The 16,969-nt window shown below is 75.4% G+C and carries 19 protein-coding genes and 1 pseudogene; 12 read left to right on the plus strand and 8 right to left on the minus strand.

The genetic code is table 11. From position 1 onward, the window contains the following. Nucleotides 1–46 precede the first annotated feature (46 nt). From ACYP53_RS32105 to ACYP53_RS32120, 4 genes are all read right to left on the minus strand, one after another. Nucleotides 47–724: a 4'-phosphopantetheinyl transferase family protein gene (locus tag ACYP53_RS32105; protein WP_459650028.1), complete on the minus strand. Its 678-nt coding sequence runs from the start codon at nt 722–724 to the stop codon at nt 47–49. Further along, nucleotides 721–1,587: a hypothetical protein gene (locus ACYP53_RS32110; RefSeq protein ID WP_459650029.1), complete on the minus strand. Its 867-nt coding sequence runs from the start codon at nt 1,585–1,587 to the stop codon at nt 721–723. The genes ACYP53_RS32105 and ACYP53_RS32110 overlap by 4 nt, the downstream gene beginning before the upstream one ends. A gap of 4 nt (nt 1,588–1,591) precedes the next feature. Then, nucleotides 1,592–1,882 (minus strand): phosphopantetheine-binding protein, encoded by a 291-nt coding sequence (locus tag ACYP53_RS32115; RefSeq protein WP_189921840.1) that lies wholly within the window; start codon nt 1,880–1,882, stop codon nt 1,592–1,594. Nucleotides 1,883–1,965: 83 nt separating this feature from the next. Beyond that, on the minus strand, nt 1,966–2,898 hold the full coding sequence (locus tag ACYP53_RS32120) for a 3-oxoacyl-[acyl-carrier-protein] synthase III C-terminal domain-containing protein (RefSeq protein WP_189921842.1): 933 nt from the start codon (nt 2,896–2,898) through the stop codon (nt 1,966–1,968). Nucleotides 2,899–3,062: 164 nt separating this feature from the next. Between ACYP53_RS32120 and ACYP53_RS32125 the strand changes: the two genes are divergently transcribed. The 4 genes from ACYP53_RS32125 to ACYP53_RS32140 all read left to right on the plus strand — a co-directional run bounded on the left by ACYP53_RS32125 (nt 3,063) and on the right by ACYP53_RS32140 (nt 6,557). Further along, a complete protein-coding gene (locus tag ACYP53_RS32125) occupies nt 3,063–3,386 on the plus strand; it encodes a hypothetical protein (RefSeq protein WP_459650030.1) in 324 nt (107 codons plus the stop codon). Then, a complete protein-coding gene (locus ACYP53_RS32130; protein ID WP_459650031.1) occupies nt 3,383–4,528 on the plus strand; it encodes a glycosyltransferase in 1,146 nt (381 codons plus the stop codon). Before ACYP53_RS32125 ends, ACYP53_RS32130 begins: the two co-directional genes overlap by 4 nt. A gap of 206 nt (nt 4,529–4,734) precedes the next feature. Then, a complete protein-coding gene (locus tag ACYP53_RS32135; RefSeq protein ID WP_459650032.1) occupies nt 4,735–5,721 on the plus strand; it encodes an ATP-binding cassette domain-containing protein in 987 nt (328 codons plus the stop codon). Nucleotides 5,722–5,792: 71 nt separating this feature from the next. Beyond that, nucleotides 5,793–6,557 carry an ABC transporter permease gene (locus ACYP53_RS32140; RefSeq protein WP_189921854.1) on the plus strand — a complete coding sequence of 255 codons (765 nt, stop codon included), beginning with the start codon at nt 5,793–5,795 and terminating at the stop codon, nt 6,555–6,557. 109 nt (nt 6,558–6,666) lie between these two features. Here the strand turns inward: ACYP53_RS32140 and ACYP53_RS32145 are convergent, their stop codons facing one another. From ACYP53_RS32145 to ACYP53_RS32160, 4 genes are all read right to left on the minus strand, one after another. Next, complete coding sequence (locus tag ACYP53_RS32145) at nt 6,667–7,953, minus strand: aminotransferase-like domain-containing protein (protein ID WP_308437612.1); 1,287 nt, start codon at nt 7,951–7,953, stop codon at nt 6,667–6,669. After that, on the minus strand, nt 7,950–8,885 hold the full coding sequence (locus ACYP53_RS32150; RefSeq protein WP_459650033.1) for an alpha/beta hydrolase: 936 nt from the start codon (nt 8,883–8,885) through the stop codon (nt 7,950–7,952). The genes ACYP53_RS32145 and ACYP53_RS32150 overlap by 4 nt, the downstream gene beginning before the upstream one ends. Nucleotides 8,886–8,996: 111 nt before the next feature. Then, entirely contained in the window at nt 8,997–9,818 is an 822-nt protein-coding gene (locus tag ACYP53_RS32155) for a class I SAM-dependent methyltransferase (RefSeq protein WP_459650034.1), read from the minus strand. 57 nt (nt 9,819–9,875) lie between these two features. Next, nucleotides 9,876–10,964 (minus strand): alpha-hydroxy acid oxidase, encoded by a 1,089-nt coding sequence (locus tag ACYP53_RS32160; RefSeq protein ID WP_459650035.1) that lies wholly within the window; start codon nt 10,962–10,964, stop codon nt 9,876–9,878. Nucleotides 10,965–11,142: 178 nt separating this feature from the next. On the opposite strand from ACYP53_RS32160, the gene ACYP53_RS32165 reads away from it, so the two are divergent. From ACYP53_RS32165 to ACYP53_RS32200, 8 genes and pseudogenes are all read left to right on the plus strand, one after another. Then, nucleotides 11,143–12,612, plus strand: a complete 1,470-nt coding sequence (locus tag ACYP53_RS32165; protein ID WP_459650036.1) for a class I adenylate-forming enzyme family protein — start codon at nt 11,143–11,145, stop codon at nt 12,610–12,612. Nucleotides 12,613–12,675: 63 nt separating this feature from the next. After that, on the plus strand, nt 12,676–12,969 hold the full coding sequence (locus ACYP53_RS32170; protein ID WP_189921865.1) for a phosphopantetheine-binding protein: 294 nt from the start codon (nt 12,676–12,678) through the stop codon (nt 12,967–12,969). Then, nucleotides 12,966–13,277 carry a hypothetical protein gene (locus ACYP53_RS32175; RefSeq protein ID WP_459650037.1) on the plus strand — a complete coding sequence of 104 codons (312 nt, stop codon included), beginning with the start codon at nt 12,966–12,968 and terminating at the stop codon, nt 13,275–13,277. Before ACYP53_RS32170 ends, ACYP53_RS32175 begins: the two co-directional genes overlap by 4 nt. Beyond that, on the plus strand, nt 13,274–13,624 hold the full coding sequence (locus ACYP53_RS32180; protein ID WP_459650038.1) for a hypothetical protein: 351 nt from the start codon (nt 13,274–13,276) through the stop codon (nt 13,622–13,624). The genes ACYP53_RS32175 and ACYP53_RS32180 overlap by 4 nt, the downstream gene beginning before the upstream one ends. Nucleotides 13,625–13,689: 65 nt before the next feature. Further along, a pseudogene (locus tag ACYP53_RS32185) lies at nt 13,690–13,929 on the plus strand (beta-ketoacyl synthase N-terminal-like domain-containing protein); the annotation flags it as partial. 98 nt (nt 13,930–14,027) lie between these two features. Beyond that, nucleotides 14,028–14,495 carry a hypothetical protein gene (locus ACYP53_RS32190; RefSeq protein ID WP_459650936.1) on the plus strand — a complete coding sequence of 156 codons (468 nt, stop codon included), beginning with the start codon at nt 14,028–14,030 and terminating at the stop codon, nt 14,493–14,495. A gap of 30 nt (nt 14,496–14,525) precedes the next feature. Further along, on the plus strand, nt 14,526–15,053 hold the full coding sequence (locus tag ACYP53_RS32195; protein WP_189921867.1) for a hypothetical protein: 528 nt from the start codon (nt 14,526–14,528) through the stop codon (nt 15,051–15,053). 274 nt (nt 15,054–15,327) lie between these two features. Then, nucleotides 15,328–16,944, plus strand: a complete 1,617-nt coding sequence (locus ACYP53_RS32200) for a class I adenylate-forming enzyme family protein (protein ID WP_459650039.1) — start codon at nt 15,328–15,330, stop codon at nt 16,942–16,944. Nucleotides 16,945–16,969: the final 25 nt, after the last annotated feature.

The following is a 16,969-nucleotide window of genomic DNA, read 5'->3' on the forward strand; positions in this document are numbered from 1 at the left end:
AATCGCGGGGTGGTCCAGACCAAAGAGCGCCATCTTCGACACATCGTCAATTGCACTGCCAGACATTGGAGTTGACATGTAACGGCGATTCGCCGAGGGTGGCCACGGCAGCCCGGAACGGCCCGGGCACCGGCACGTCGCAGAGCCGGGCCGGCCCACCGCCGAGCGCACCCGGATCGGCCACCGGCACCGGGGACGGACCGGCCACGGACACGCCGAAGGACTGCGTCAGCCGTCCGCCGTACGCCTTCACCAAGGCCTCGCGGCGGCACCACAGCGCGGTGAAACGGGCCGCCCGCTCGGCCGGGTCGGCGGGCTCGGCAACGGAGCGCGCCTCCTCGAACGGGAACCAGCGGGCGGCCATCCGCTCGGCCGTCCCGGCGCCGTGCAGCCGCTCCACGTCGACGCCGACCGCCCGCCCCTCGGCGAGGGCCAGCACCCCGAACGTGCCCGAGGCCGACCAGCTCACCCGCAGGCCGCCGGCGTCCTCGGCCTCGGGCTTCCCGTTCGGCCCGCGCCGCCAGACGACCTCCCCCGGAGGCCGCCCCAGCCGGGCGCCGACCAGCTGCCGGACGGCGCCGTGCACCACGGTGAAGCAACGGCGCAGCTCGGGGGACGCGCCGGTCGCCCGGGCACGCTCCTCGGCGTCGAGCAGCCGCCACAGGCCGTCGGCGACGGCCGCGGGCCGGTCCGCGTCGATGAGCCAGAACTCGACCCCGGTCACGGAAGCGTCAGCGTGCTGAGGACCCCGAGCCGCCGGTCGTACCCGGCGAGCAGGACGGGCCGCCCCTCCGCCCGCCAGCGCGGCAGGCACTCGGCCAGCGTCGCCCACAGGCCGGTGAACGGCTGGGCCGGTGGCCGCCGCCCGGCGAGGCCGTCATCCGGCACGGCCTCCGCGCCGGGGCCGTCAACCGACACGGCGTCCGCGGCGAGCCCGTCGTCCGACACGACCTCCGCGCCCGGGCCCAGCGCCGCGGCCTCGGCCCGTACGGCCTCCTCCGGTGCGGGGGCGCCGGTGCGCTGGCGGACGGTCAGGCCGGGGCCGGGGGCCTCCTCGCAGACCAGCACCACGACCGCGTGCCGCTCCGGCAGCGCGACCGGCGCCGACGGCACGTAGTGCAGTGCGGTCTGCTCGGCGAGCACCACCACGGCCCGGCGGCAGGCACCGGTGCGCTGGTGGTCGGCGGCCAGCCGCAGGGCGGTGAACGCCGCGGCGGTGCCCTGGTCGCAGACCGCGAAGGCAAGCGGGGTGCCCGGGACGGACCGGCTGAGCGCGAGCGAGGACGGCGCGCCCGGGCGGACGTCCGGGGTGTCGAAGGCGAGGATCAGCAGGTCCACCGGCTCGTCCTCGGCGAGCGCCTCGCCCAGCAGTCCGGCGGCCAGCTCCTCGTAGGAGTGGCCGACGCCCTCGCTCAGCAGGTCCTCGCGCAGCGGCAGGCCGTGCGGGCGGACCAGGTCGGAGACGAAGACCCTCAGGTCCGGGTCGAGCGAGGTCTCCGAGCGGCCGTCGAAGCGGCGGGCGAGCGCCCGGGTGATCCGCAGGCCGGAGGGGCCGGGCGCCGCCCGGTCGGTCGTCCCGGGGGCCACCCGGTCAGTCCTCGGGGATGACGTGCCCGGCGACGTAGTCGGCGAGCTTGGTGACCGAGCGCAGGTCGTCCTCGGTGATCTGCTCGACGTCCACCTGGATGTCCAGGGACTCCTCCAGCTCCAGGATGAGCTCGATGGTGCCGGCCGAGGTGAGGCCGAGGTCGTCGAAGAGGCAGGCGTCCTGCGGGATCTCGGGCAGTTCGCGCTTGAGCACGCGCGGCAGGAGTTCACCGATGCCGTGCAGGACGCGCTCGCGCAGCTCGGGGTCAGTGGTCTGGACCACAGCTTCTGACATGGGGGTACCGTCCCGTCGTACGTGGGAAGTGTGCCCTGAGGGCTACGGGGAGTGGCCGACGATTCCGGGGTGCTGACCGGTCGTCAGTACCGCACGGCCATCGCGGAGAAGGTGGCTCCGACGCCGGCGGCGGCGATCAGGTAGTGGTCACCGCGGCGGAGCAGCCCCCGCGTGGTGGCGGTGTGAAGATTGATGAGGCTGTCTGCAGCGAAACTGTGCCCGACCGACCGCACGTTGTCCAGCACGACTTTCTCGACCGGGTAGCCGATCCGACGGGCGATCATCCGCCAGGAGGCCTGGTTGACGTTGTGCGGAAGGATCGCGGACAGGTCGGAGAGGTCCAGACCTGCCTGGTCCAGGGCGGCCTCGATCGCCTCCACCATCACGTTCGGGTACTCGCGCTGGTAGCGGGCCAGCAGGTCCGGGTCCTCGGCCAGCCGGCCGTCGAACTCCGGTCGCTGGCGCACCTCGTAGGAGAGCACCCGGTGGCGTTCGCCGGCGGCGCTGACCAGGCAGGCGGCCGCGCCCTCGGCGAAGATCCCGGTCTCGGGCACCACCTGGGCGTCCCTGGTGAAGGTCTTCTCCCCCGCCAGGACCAGCGCGAGCGCCGCCGGGTCGGGTTCGGACGCCAGCAGCCGCCCGGCCAGGTCGATGGCCAGCAGGCCCACCGCGCAGGCGTGGTGGGTCACCGTGAAGGCGTTGGCGTGCCCGAGGCCGCGCGCGGCGAGCAGCTCGTGCAAGGGGTTGAGCGGATGGGGCACCGCCACCGGCATGCTGCGGGCGTGGATCACGAAGCGGACGTCGCGTTCGCGTCCGCGCAGCTCCGGCAGGTCGTCCAGGGCGGCGTCGAGCAGGTCGGGCAGCGTCCCGGCCGGATCCAGCCGTAGCTGGTCCAGGCCGTGGAAGCGGCGGAAGAGTCTCAGTTGACGTGGGGTCAGGCCGATGCGCTCGCCCACCGCCTCGATGGGCACGGCGTGTGGGGGGAGGTGGACGGCCACTGCCTCCAGTGCGGTCACCCGGGCTAGTATTCCGACGCCCGCCGGGTCGCACAAGTGATCTCGACTCCCGAGACCGGCCCCCGGGTCGTCCGCCGTCGTGGCCACTCCGCCGGAATCCGTACAGCCGCGCTCCGGTCCGGCCGCGCTCACCCCCGTGCCGTCGAGCAGGTGGGAGATCTCTCATGTCACATCCTGAACCCCCGTCGTTCGAAAAGCCGTTGAACCCGGAGCGGGCTACGCCGGTGGCCCCGGAGCTGGTCGCGCTGGTGGTCGAGGCGGCCGGTGCGCCGCCCGGCTGGGCGCGCCGCGTCACCCCGGACGCCCGGCTGGACGCCGACCTGCTGCTGGACGAGACCGAACTCGCCGCCCTGGCCGGGCGCCTGCGCGAGCGCTTCGGCGCCGCCGCCGACCTGGCCGCGCTGCGCGCCGGCCTGGACCTGCCGGGCCTGGAGGCGCTGACCGTCGCCGACCTGTACCGACTGCTCCCCGAGGAGGGTGCCCGATGACCCGGTTCCTGCTGGTGATGCCCCCGTTGACCGGACACGTCAACCCGGCGGCGGGCATCGCCGCCGAACTCGCCGCGCGCGGCCACGAGGTCGCCTGGACGGGGACGGAGTCGGTGCTGCGGCCGCTGCTCGGCCCCGGGGAGCGGGTGCTCGGCACCGGCACCCGGGCGTTCCGGGCGCAGGGCGGGCACGGGCTGGCCGCCCTGCGCTCGCTCTGGGAGGGCTTCATCGTCCCGTACGCGCGGTTCACCGCGAAGCCGCTGGACGCGATCGTGCGGGAGTACCGGCCGGACGTGCTGCTGGTCGACCAGCACACCCCGGCGGGCGCGCTGGTCGCGCACCGGCACGGCCTGCCGTGGGCGAGCTTCGCGCCCGGGGCGATGGAACTGGGGCGGCCCTACCGGGCGTTGCCGCAGGTCGAGGAGTGGATGACCGGGTTGCTGCGCGGCCTGTGGGAGCGTGCCCGGCTGCCGGAGCGGGAGTACGTCGACCCGCGCTTCTCCCCCGCCCTGGTGCTGGCGACCAGCGGCCCGGCGCTGACCGGCCGCACCGACCCGCCGCACCACGCGCCGGTCGGGCCGGTGATCGCGGCCCGGCCGCACGATCCGGAGTTCCCGTGGGAGCGGCTGCTGCCCGGGCGGCGTCGGGTGCTGGTCACCATGGGCACGCTGGCCGGGGAACTGGGGGCGGACTTCCTCGCGCGGACCGTCCGGGCGCTGGAGCTCTGCGGCGGTGACGTACAGCCGGTGTTCGCCGGGCCGCGCGAGCTGCTGCCCGAACTGCCGCCGCACGCCGTCGCGGTGGACCGGGCACCGGTCCTGGAGCTGATGGCCCGGGGCGAGCTGGACGCGGTGCTGTGCCACGGCGGCATGAACACCGTGGGCGAGGCGCTGGCGCACGGCCTGCCGCTGGTCACCGCGCCGATCCGGCACGACCAGCCGTTCGTCGCCGCCCAGGTGGCGGCGGCCGGGGCCGGGGTCCGGGTGACGTTCGCCCGGGTCACGCCGGAGCGGCTGGCGGACGCGCTGCGGTCCGTACTGGAGACAACGGGCCGTCGGGACGCCGCGGTTCGGGTCGGCGAGGAACTGCTGGCCGGAGGCGGTGCGGCGGCCGCCGCGGACCGGCTGGAGGCGCTCGGCTGAGCGGCCGCGGGCGGGGGCCGCACGGGGCCGGACCCAGCCCGCCCGGAAGTCCCCTTAGCAGAACCGGAGATCACACGTCCATTGGTCTAGGCCATTGTTTCCGGACCCGGGTTCGCCCTAGGGTTCGCAGCAGCACCGCCCTCCGCAGGTGCCCAGCCCCGCCTTCCCAGGTGCCGCGGCAGCCCATCCCCGTACGGGAGTTCCGGTTGATCGAGACCACGGGACTGCGCAAGTCCTACCGCAAGAAGACCTCCCGCCGCGACGGCGGGAGCCAGAGCGTCGACGCCGTACGCGGCATCGACCTGTCGGTCGCCGTCGGCGAGATCTACGGCTTCCTCGGCCCCAACGGCGCGGGGAAGACCACCACCCTGCGCATGCTGGCCACCCTCATCCGCCCCGACGGCGGACAGGCCGTCATCGCGGGCGCCGACCTGTTCACCGACCCGGCCGGGGTCCGCCGCCGGATCGGCTACGTCGCCCAGGGCGGCGGCACCACCGACAACGTCAGCGCCCGCGAGGAACTGGTGCTGCAGGCGCGGATGTACGGCGCCGCCAAGGCGCGGGCCGCCCAGGCCGCCGACGACGCCCTCAAGGCCTTCGACCTGGGCGAGTTCGGCGACCGGCACTGCGCCACCTACTCCGGCGGCCAGCGCCGCCGGGTGGACATCGCGCTCGGGGTGATCCACCAGCCCCGGGTGCTGTTCCTGGACGAGCCCACCGTCGGGCTCGACCCGGCCAGCCGGGCCCACGTCTGGGAGGAGATCCGCCGGCTGCGCACCGAGGGCATGACCGTCGTCGTCACCACGCACTACCTCGACGAGGCCGACGCGCTCTGCGACCGGGTCGCCATCGTCGACCACGGCCGGATGGTGGCCGAGGGCACCCCGGAGGCGCTCAAGCGCGAGATCTCCGGCGACGTCGTCCTGGTCGGCCTGGACGCCGGAGCGGACGCCGGCGAGGACGCCGTCGAACGGGCGGCCCGGGTCCTGCGCCCGCAGCCGTACCTGCACCGGCTGGAGCCCGACGAGGACGGCGGGCTGCGACTGTACCTGGAGGACGGCGCGGCCGCCATTCCACAGCTGCTGCGCGCCCTGGACGCGGCCGGCGTGACGCCCGGCACGGTACAGCTCAACCGGCCCAGCCTGGACGACGTGTTCCTGGCCCGCACCGGCCGCTCGCTGAAGCAGTCCTGACCGGTCAGGGCCGCAGGACACTCCATGACCCGCCCCCACCACGTTGACCCGTACGACCTCCTGGGGAGACCGTGAAGCTCGCCCGCGACACCTGGCTGGTCTTCCAGCGCCAGCTGCTGCTCATGATCCGCACCCCGGTCTGGATCGCCGTCGGCGTCATCCAGCCCCTCTTCTACCTCCTGCTGTTCGCCCCGCTGCTGAAGAAGGTGCTCGCCCCCGAGGGCGCGAGCAGCTACGCCGACGCCTACCAGGTGTACGTGCCGGGCCTGTTGGCGGTGCTGTGCATCTTCGGCGGGCTGTTCACCGGCTTCAGCCTGCTCGGCGAACTCAAGGCCGGCATCATCGAACGCTCCCGGGTGACCCCGGTGAGCCGGCTGGCGCTGCTGCTCGGACGGGCGCTGCGGGAGATGGTGGCGCTGCTGGTGCAGGCCGTCCTGATCACCCTGATCGCGCTGCCGTTCGGGCTGCGGGTGAGCCCGCTGAACCTGCTGCTCGCCTACCTGCTGCTGGGGCTGCTGGCGCTGATGACCTCGGCGATCTCCTTCGGCATCGCGCTGATGGTGCCGGCCGACGCGGCGATGGCGCCGGTGGTGAACACCATCGCGCAGCCGATCGCGCTGCTGTCCGGGGTGCTGCTGCCGCTCACCCTGGCCCCGGACTGGCTGCGGCAGCTGGCCCGGTGGAACCCCTTCTACTGGGCCGTGGAGGGCATGCGCGCCCTGTTCTCCGGGCACGCCGGGGACAGCGCGGTCTGGCAGGGGCTGCTGGTGGTCGTGGTGATGACCGTCCTGGCGGTGTACTGGTCGGCCCGGCTGTTCTCCACCCGGGTGCGCTGAGGCACCAGGCCGGACGGGCACCGTACGGCGGAGAGGCCCGGCTCGCGGTGAGCCGGGCCTCTCCGCCGTGCGTGCGCGGGGCTCAGGAGGCGCCGTGCGGACGCGCCGCTCAGGAGCCGATGAAGGCCGCCAGCTTCGCCACCCCGTCGATGATCTGCGCCTGGGTGAGCGAGCTGATCGACAGCCGCAGCCGCCGCTCGCCGCCGCCCGCCGGGTAGAACGGTGCCATCGGCGTCCACAGCACCCCGTACTCGCGGGCGCAGCGCTCCATCGCCGTCTCGTCGGCGGTGAAGGGCACCGTCAGCACGGCGAAGAAGCCGCCGTCCGGCCGGTTCCAGGAGACGCCGAGGCGGCGCCGCTCGGAGGCCGGGAAGTGCCGGTCCAGCTCCCGCAGCAGGGTGTCCATCCCGGCCGCGTAGTGGGCCGTGGCCGCGGCGTTGGCGGCGCGCAGCCGGCAGTCGTGGGCCAGCAGCATGCCGCCGATGACGGCCTGGCTGAGCGCGGGCGTGTTGACCGTCGTCATGCTCTTCAGCCTGGCCAGTTCGTCGGCGAGCAGGCCGCGCCGTCCGCCGGGGCCGGCCACCTCCTGGTCGGCGACGACGTAGCCGAGGCGGGCGCCGGGGAAGCAGGTCTTGGCGAAGGAGCCCAGGTAGACCACCCGGCCGTCGCGGTCCAGCGCCTTCAGGGTGGGCCGCAGGCCCGGGGTGCGGGCGAAGAAGCCGTACGGGTTGTCCTCGATGACGAGCACGCCCTCCTCGGCGGCCACGGCCAGCAGCCGGGTGCGGGCGCCGACCGGCATGCTGGTGCCGGAGGGGTTGGCGAAGTCCGGCACCACGTAGAGGGCGCGGGGGCGGCGTCCCTCGGCGCGGACGGCCCGGGCGGCCTCGCGCACGGCCTCCGGGTCGGGGCCGCCGTCCGGGCCCTCGGGCACCGGCCGGGTGGTCAGGTCGAGCAGCCGGGCGGCGCCGGTGACGCCGACGTAGCAGGGCGAGCTGACCAGCAGGACGTCGTCCGGTCCGGCGCACAGCGCGCGCAGGGTGAGCAGCATGCCCTCCTGGGCGCCGACCGTGAGCACCAGGGACTCGGGGGCGACGGCCAGGCCCTCGTCGTTGGCGAGGGTGCGGGCGACCAGGTCGGCGATGACGCCCTTGGTGGGGCCGTACTGGAAGAGCGCGGTGCGCACCGCGTCCCGATCGAGGCCGCGGTCGGCGAGGTGGGCCAGGAAGCGGTCCAGGTGGGCCGGGACGTCCTCGGGTTCGAAGAAGCCCTCGTAGGGGCGGCCGGGGGCGAAGGAGACGGCGTCGGGGTAGCGGGTGGTGGCCTCGTTGAGGAAGGTCATCGCGTCCAGCAGCGGGTCGGCGAGGGAGCCGTGCAGGTCCTCCAGCGGGAGCCTCACCGCAGGGCCTCCCGCAGCCGCCCGGCGGCGTACTCCTGGGCCTCGGCGGCGGCGTCCAGGGTGCCGGTCATGGCGAAGAACCCGTGCGGCACGCCCGGGTAGCGCCGCAGCTCCACCGGGACCCCGGCCGCGCGCAGCGCCTCCGCGTACTGTTCGCCCTCGTCGCGCAGCGGGTCGTACTCGGCGGTGAGGACGGTCGCGGGCGGCAGGCCGGCCAGGGTGGCCGCGCGCAGTGGGGAGGCGTACGGGCCCAGGCCGTCGGCCGGGTCGGCCAGGTAGTGGCTCCAGTACCAGGCGACCGAGCGGCGGTTGAAGAGCAGCGGGTCGTCGTGGTCGCGCAGCGAGGGGGTGTCGGCGCGGTGGTCGGTGTTGGGGTAGACCAGCAGTTGGTGGCGCAGGGCCGGGCCGCCCTCGGCGCGCAGCAGGAGGGTCAGGGCGGCCGTGAGGTTGCCGCCCGCGCTGTCGCCGCCGACCGCGAGGCGGGCCGGGTCGATGCCGAACTCCTCAGCCCGGTCGACGAGTTGCAGGAGAGCCGCGCGGCAGTCGTGCAGGGCGGCCGGGAAGGGGTGTTCGGGGGCGAGGCGGTAGCCGACGGAGGCGGTGACGCAGCCGACGGCGTTGGTGAGGCGGCGGCAGACCGCGTCGCTGGTGTCGGGCGAGCCGAGGGTCCAGCCGCCGCCGAACAGGTAGAGCAGGGCGGGCAGTCGGCGGCCGGGCGGCTCGGGCCGGTAGAGCCGCAGGGCGAGTTCGCCGGCGGGGCCCTGGACACGGTGTTCCTCGACGGCGGCCACGGGCTCGGGGGTGCCGGCCGCGGCGAGGATGTCGGCGAGGTCGGCGGCGCGGGCCTCGGCGAGGGTGAGCGTGTACAGCGGCGGTGCGCCGCTGCTCGCGCGCCGGGCGCGCAGGGCCTCGGCCTGGGGGTGCAGGGGCATGGATGGGTCCCGTTCTGGGGCGGCGGGGGGTCGGTGGCCTTCGCGGGTGGGTGGCGGGTGGTCAGGAGGGCCGGGCCGGGCGGCGGGCGGTTCAGGACGGACTGCGTCCGGTCAGCGGTCGGCCTCGACGTAGACAGTCTCGTCCGTACGGAAGGCCGTGTCGAGGTCGGCGACGTCCGGACGGACGCCCTGGCGGTAGGCGCAGTGGCGGATCCGCTCGGGCGCGAAGCCGGCCCGGGTGAGCACGTGCCGCAGCTCGTCCAGGTCGTAGATCCACTGGTGGCCGTAGTAGCGGAAGATCTGGTTGACCAGGAAGGCCGGGCGGGCGGGCATCGGCGGGCCGAAGCCCAGGGTGGTCAGGCGGCGGCGGTGTTTGCCGAGGAAGCCGTCACCGGTGGCGTAGCCGACCAGGTAGCGGGCGAGGTCGGGGGTGGTGAGCCGCAGGACGCCGCCGGGGCGCAGCACCCGGCGCACCTCGCGCAGCCAGCCGACCGCGACGGGCATGGTGACGTGCTCGATCAGGTGCTCGGCGTACACCCAGTCGACGCTGGCGTCGGCGAAGGGCAGCGGCTCGGAGACGTCGAGCCGGGTGAACCAGCGGTCGCCGTCGACCCGGTAGAGGGTGCCGGGTTCGGCGGCGGCGCCACCGGGGCCGCGCAGGGCGGTGAGGTCGGTGCCGAGGCCCTCCGGGTGGGCGGTCCGGAAGGCGGCGAACTCGATGCCGGTGAGGCCGAGTTCGCGGAAGCCGGCGTGGTCGCGCGGCAGCCCGCCGGGGTGCGCTTCGAGGGTGTCGCAGGTCGCGACGTCGGCGCTGAAGTCGTCCAGGCGGGTGGCCAGGCCGTCGGGGTCGTCCCAGTCCCAGCCGGGGAACCTTTCGGTGCCGGGCTCGGTGCTGGGCTCGGCGCCGGGAAGTCTCTCGGTCGGTTCGGTCATGTCGGGGTCTCCTTCTCGGACATACGTGGGGAGGGCGCCGCGCGGTTCAGCCGGGCCCTACGGCCAGGGGGTGAGGGCCGTCCGGTCCAGGTCGGCGAGCCGGGGCCGGCCCAACAGGGCCATGGTGTGCTCGAGTTCGTCCCGCAGCAGGTCGAGCACCCGGTGCACGCCGGTTTCGCCGTCGGTGGCGAGGCCCCAGAACGCCGGGCGGCCGACCAGCACGGCCCGGGCGCCGAGGGCGAGGGCGACGGCGATGTCCGTGCCGGTGCGCACGCCGCCGTCGAGTAGGACCGGAAGCCCGGCGGGGACGGCCGCGACGACCTCGGGCAGGGCGGCCAGGGCCGGTACCGCCCCGTCGAGTTGGCGTCCGCCGTGGTTGGAGACCAGGACGGCGTCGGCGCCGTGCTCGACGGCGAGGCGGGCGTCCTCCGCGGTCAGGATGCCCTTGAGGACCAGTGGCAGCCGGGTGCGCTCGCGCAGCCAGGCGAGGTCGGCCCAGGTCAGAGTGGGGTCGAACTGCTCGCGGGCGTGTTCGGCGATGCCCGAACTGCCGTCCGCGGCACGGTGGCTGGCGTCCATCAGGGCCGGGTCCAGGTTGACGGCGCGGACGGCGGGCGGGATGGCGAAGCCGTTGCGCAGGTCGCGCAGCCGTCGGCCGATCCGGGGGGCGTCGACGGTCAGCACGAGGGCCCGGAAGCCGGCCGCTTCGGCGCGTTCGACCAGGGCGGCGAGGACGTCGCGCCGGCGCAGCCAGTACAGCTGGAGCCAGAGCGGGCCGGTGGCGGCGCCGGCGATCTCCTCCAGGGTGCGGCTGGCGAACATCCCGGCGACCAGCAGGGCGCCGGCCCGGCCGGCGGCGCGCGCGGTGGCGGTCTCGCCCTCCGGGTCGACCAGGCGGTGGTAGGCCATCGGGGCGATGCCGAGCGGGAGGGCGAGCGGTGCGCCGAGCAGGGTCAGCGCCGGGTCGCAGGCGGAGACGTCGACCAGGGTGCGGGGGCGCAGCGCATAGCGTCCGAACATCTCCCGGTTCGCGGCCAGAGTGCGTTCCGCGCCGCTGCCGCCGTCGATGAAATCCCAGATTTCCGCGGGAAGTCGTGCGCGCGCCGCGCTCTCGATCCCGGCCAGCGTGAGCACTCCCACGGGCATTCCTCGCTCCCGGACGGCCACGCACGGGCCGGTCCCGGTTCGGCAGCGTAGGAGCAACGACCACATTGGTATAGACCTTGATTTGACCAAACGTCTGTGCCATGGTCTGGCAACGGAATTGACCGTTTTGATTGTGAACGGCGTTCATGTCAAATCCCCTCACTTGTGTGGAGCCGCGTTGACCGGCTTTTCCCTCTCTCCAGTTCCGCCTTCCGTACTGCCGCACTCCGACGCCCCGGACGACTGGGTCGACCGGCTGCTGCTGGCCGGCCCCGGCGGCGAGGAGTGTCTGCACCTCGGCGCACCGATCGGCCGGGACGCCCTGCGCGCCCTGGTCGAGGAGCAGTCCGTCCGGCTGTCGGCCGTCGGGCTCGGCCCCGGCGGGACGGTGGCGCTGCGGCTGCCGCCCTCGCTGGCGTTCGTCGCGGTGCTGCTGGCATGCTGGCGGCTGGGTGCCCAAGTCGCCTTACTGGACCACCGGTTGACGGACCATGAGGTCGACGCTGCGGTGGCGCGGCTGGCCCCGCAGGTGCTGGTAGGCTCCGCCCACCGGCCGGCGGCGGCGCTGCGCGGCTTCTCCGAGGCGGAGCCGGTGGCCGTCGCGCTTCCGGAGGGACGACCGGCCCCCACCGGACACGCGTTGGTCCAGCTCAGCTCCGGGTCGACCGGTCCGGCCAAGGTCATCGCCCGCACCGCCGGCGACCTGCTGCGCGAACTCGACTGCTACCGCAGGCTGGAGGAGTTCCCCGGCGAGGGCGAGCGGGTCGTCCTGCTCTCCTCGGTGGTGCACGTGCTCGGCCTGGTCGGCGGACTGCTCAACGGCCTGTACGCGCACGCCGCGCTCACCGTGCCGGAGCGGATGACGGCGGCGGGCATCCTGGCCGCGGTCGCCGGCTCCGACCGGCCGACCACGGTCATCGGGGTGCCCTTCCACGCCGAGCTGCTGGCGGGGGCGGTCACTCCCCCGCCGCTGCCGCGGCTGCGCCGGATGGTCGTCGCGGGCGAACTGGTCCGCCCGGGCCTGCCCGCGCTGTTCACCCGGCGCTACGGCGTCCCGCTCGGCACCATGTACGGCATGACCGAGACCGGGGTCATCGCCACCGACCTAGACGGCACCCTCCACCCCGCCAAGCGTCCCGTCCACGGGATGCGGATGCGCCTGGTGAAGGGCGAGTTGCAGCTCGGCGCGGCGTCCTCCCCGTACCCCGGGCTGGACGACCCGACGCGCTGGTCGGACGGCTGGCTGCACAGCCGGGACGCGGCCGAGCTGGACGGGGCGGGCGGCCTGGTCACCGTGCTCGGCCGGCTCGACTCCCAGGTGTCGATCGGCGGCCTGAAGGTCGACCTGACCGAGGTCGAACAGACCCTCACCGCGCTGCCCGAGGTCCGCGAGGCCGTGGTCGTCTTCGACGGCGGCGCGATCGAGGCCTACCTGGCCACCGAACCCGGCGCCGACCTCGCCCTGCTCCAGGACGGGCTGACCCGCCGCCTCGCCGCCTACAAGCGGCCGCGCCGGCTGGCCCTGCTCCCCGCACTCCCCCGCACCGCCACCGGAAAACTGCTGCGCGACCCCGCCGCCCTGCGCGACACCGCCACGGCCGCCGTGACCTCCGCGGCCGCCGCCGCCACTGCGGCCGCCGCGCGCTGACCGTACGCGGCCCGGCCCGACCCCGGCACGCCCGCACCACCACCCCGACAAGGAGCCACCACCATGCAGGACCGCATCCGCGCCTTCGTCCTCGCCGCCCTCACCGAGATGCAGTACGACGTCACCGAGGTCACCGGGGACACCGACCTCGGCCCGGCCGGGCTGGACCTCGAATCGCTCGCGCTGGCCGACCTGTCGGTCCAGGTCGAGGACGAGTACGGGATCAAGTTCGACCTGGACGAGATGGAGACCACCGCGCTGATGACGCTCGACGAGTTCACCGCCGACGTCGCCCGCCGGATCGACGCCCTCGCCGCGACCGCCGGTACCGCCGCCACCGCAGGCAGCGCCGCGTGACCGGCGCCCCGCGGTCCGACGACCTCCCCGACCGGGCCGAGGTCCGCACGATGCTGGCGGCGTTCGGGCAGCGCGCCGCCGACACCGTGCCCGAGGAGCTCGGCTCCCTCGAACTCACCTGGCTGGTCGCCGAGTTCGAGCATCGCTACGGGCTGCAGCTGGACCTGGACGACGACGGCTTCGGCGCGGTGCGCACCGTCGACGACGCCACCGAACTGCTGCGCGCCGCCGTCCTGGCCCAGCGCACCGTACTGGCCCAGCGGACCGGCCACACCGGCCGCGCCGAGCCCGCGGGCGCGCAGCCGTGAGCGGCCTCGCCACGGGCGCCGGCCCGCCCGGGCCGCTGGGGCGGGCCGGTCCGGTCGTCACCGGCGTGGGCGTGCTCAGCGCCGCCGGGCGCGGGCTCACCGCGCTGACCGCGGCGGCGGTGCACGGCAAGGCGGCGTTCGGTCCGGTCACCCGCTTCGACGTCACCGGCCGCCGCACCACCCGGGCCGCCCTGCTGCCCGACGCCCCTCCGGACGCCCGTCCGGACGCTCTTCCCGCCGACACCGCGCGGCTCGACGGCCCCGGCACCGCGCTCCCCGCCCGTACCGTCCGGCGGCCGGAGCGGCGCTCGACGCGATCGGCCAGGCCTGCCGCCAGGCCGGACTGACCACCGCCGAGGGCGCCGCACTGCCCGTCCTGCTCGCGCTGCACAGCGACGAGTCCACCCGGGCGATCGCCGACGCGGTCGCCGCCGGAGTCCGCGCGGACTGGGGCGCACCGGGCGTCACCCGGGTGTACACCGGTGCCTGCGTGGCCGCCGCGACCGCCGTCGCCGACGCCGCCGTCCTGGTGGCCACCGGCCGGTACGAACGGGTGCTGGTCGCGGCCGTCCACCTGGTCGGTCCGGGCGTGTTCGCGGTGTTCGACGCCGGGCGCGCCCTGGCCCGCGACGGCGAGCTGCGCCCGTTCAGCACCGGGCGCAGCGGCACCCTGCTCGGCGACGCGGCCGCCGCCGTCCTGGTCGAGGCCGCACCGGCCGCCGACCGGCGCGGTGCCACCGCGCTCGCCGGCTGGCCGGCTGGGGCAGGGCCGGGGACGCCCACCACGTCTGCCGCCCCGAGCCCGAGGGCACCGGCGTGGCCCGGGCCGTCGAGGCGGCGCTCGCCCGCGCGGGCCTCGCACCGGCCGAGATCGGCTACGTCAACGCCAACGGCACCGGCTCCACCCTGTCCGACCAGGCCGAGGCGCGCGCCCTGCGGCGGGTGTTCGGCCCGTACACCGACCGGCTACCGGTCAGCTCCAGCAAGTCCGTGCACGGGCACGCCCTGGAGGCCTCCGCCCTGCTCGAACTCGCTGTCACCATCGGCGCCCTGGAATCCGGACTGCTGCCGGTCAACGCCGGCTGGCTCGGCCCGGACCCGGACGTCGGCCTGGACCTCGTCCTGGACGGCCCCCGCGCCGCCCGCCCCGCCTACGCGCTCAGCCTCAACTCCGCCTTCGGCGGCGCCAATACCGCGCTGCTGCTGGCCCCCGGATGACACCGACACCACGATGACACCGACACCGCCATGACCATCCCTGCCGACGACACCCACGGCCTGCGGGTCCTCGCCGAGGCCCGCCGCCCCGCCCCCGGCCTGGACGGGCCGCCGCCACCGCTGCCCGGCTTCGCCGCCTCCGGCTTCAACCCGCTGGTCGCCGACACCGCCGACCGCTGCCTGCGTGCCCTGCACGGCGCACCACCCGCCCCCGGGCGGACCGCGCTGCTGCTGGCCAGCGCGAGCGGCGACCTCGACACCGCGCGGGCCATCGAGCAGAGCGCCGAACCCGGACGGCGGACCGGCCCGCTGCTGTTCTTCCAGTCCAACCCCAACGCCGTCCTCGGGCACATCGCCGCCCGCTGGGGCCTGACCGGCCCCGTCGTGGCGATCTCCCCGGCCCGGGCCGAACCCGGCCGCGTCCCGCCGGACGCGTACGAGCTCGCCGCGCTGCTGCTCGCCGACGGCGACGCCGACCGGGTGCTGGTCGTCGCCGCCGAGCAGACGCCCGACGGGGACCGGGCCGCGGCCGTGCTGCTCGCGGGCCCCACGGCCTGAGGACCCGACCGCAGCCACGACCGCAGCAGCCCTGCAGCCCCGAACCCGCAGCCACCGGCCGTGAACCGGCCGGTCACCCCCGGCCGTACCCACCACCGAGGACCGGCACCTGACGCAGCCGCACCCGGCAGACCAGCCGCCCCGGCCCGCCGCACCCCGCCACGCCGCCTCGCGACACCACCTCGCCACCCCGCCGCCCGCGCGGCCGACCGACCCCTGCCATCCGATCAGCCGCCCGGGCCGTCCACCGGCCCCGAGGGAGGGATCCACCCCCGTGACCATCCGCAGTCTCCGCACCCTGCTCGCGGACGACCCCGACGTCGGCGCCGGCAACGTCCTCACCACCCGGATCGCGCTCGGGACCGACGTCGACGAGCCGCTGCTCACCTTCGACACCCCGGTCGACGGCCACGCCGCCTGGCAGCCGTTCACGCCGCGCGAGCTCGACCGTGCCGTCCGGGCCCGCGCCGCCGCCCTGCACGCGCTCGGCATCACCCGGCGCGACCCGGTCGTGGTCTACGCGAGCACCGCCGCCGACCACGTGCTCGGCTTCCTCGCACTGGCCCGGCTCGGCGCCGTCCCCGCGCTGCTCAACCCCAACCTGGACGGCGAGCGCGCCGCCCGCTACATCGCCCGCCTCGGCGCGGCCGGGGTCCTCGCCGACCCGGCCCACCTCGCCGCGCTCGCCGGCCACGACCCGGGCGCTCCGCTGCTCCCCGAGATCGGCACCCTCGGCGCCGGCGACCCGGACGACGCGCCGGAGCCGTACCGGCACTGGTCCGGCGACCCGGTCGCGATCACCCACTCCTCCGGCACCACCGGGATGCCCAAGGCCGTCGTCCACTCGCACGCGAGCCTGTACGCGGCGATCCGCCACCGGCTGCGGCTGCCCCGCCCGCAGGGCCAGGACCGGATGCTCAGCGCCCTGCCCGCGCCGCACGCCGCGACCGTCATCGCGCTCAACCTCGCACTCAGCTCGCACACCCAACTCGCCTTCCTGTCCGGGCAGTCCGGCGACGGCGTGCTGGCGGCGATCGAGCGCTGGCGGCCCACCGGGGTGGTCGGCTTCGCCGCCACCTGGGCCGACCTGGCCCGCCACGACCTGGCCGCCCGGGACCTGACCTCCGTCGCGCTCTGGTGGAACACCGGCGACTGCGCCCACGAGGTGCACATCCGCCGCCTGATCGCCACCGGCAGCCGGGAGACCGTCACCCGCGCGGGCCGCTCCCGCGTCCCCGGCTCGCAGTTCGTGGACGGCCTCGGCTCCACCGAGATGGGCCACTCGCACTTCTTCATCACCCACGGCCCCGGCACCGAACGCTACGGCCGCTGCGTCGGCCGGCCGCACGCCTTCGTCGACTGCGAGGTGGTCGGCCCGGACGGCGAACCGCTCGGGCCCGGCGAGGTCGGCGAACTCGCCACCGCCTCACCGACCTTGGCACTCGGCTACTGGAACGACTCGGCCACCACCTTCCGCACCCGGATCCGCGGCCGCTTCCTCACCGGGGACCTGATGTACCGGGACGGGGAGGGCTACTACTACCACGTCGACCGGGCCGTCGACTCGGTCGAACTCGGCGACGGCAAGCGGCTGTTCACCGCGATGTCGGAGGAGCGGGTGCTGGCCGCCTGCCCCGACGTGCTGGACTGCACGGTGGTGGCCGTCCGGGACGGCGGGCGGGTGGTCACCGACGTGCTGCTGCTCCTCGCCGACGGCGCCGACCCGGCCGCCGACCGCGCCGAGGCCGTGGTCGCCGCGCTGGACGAGGCCGCCGCCGCGACCGTACGCAAGGTACTGGTGGTCTCCCCGGAGGACATCCCGCTCGGCCCGACCGGCAAGGTCCGCAAGGTCCTGCTGCGCGAGCGCCACCTCGCGGTGGTGGACGCGTGAACGAGCGGAGCGAGCGAACGATCGA

The sequence above is a fragment of the Kitasatospora sp. Ki12 genome (genome assembly GCF_054601375.1).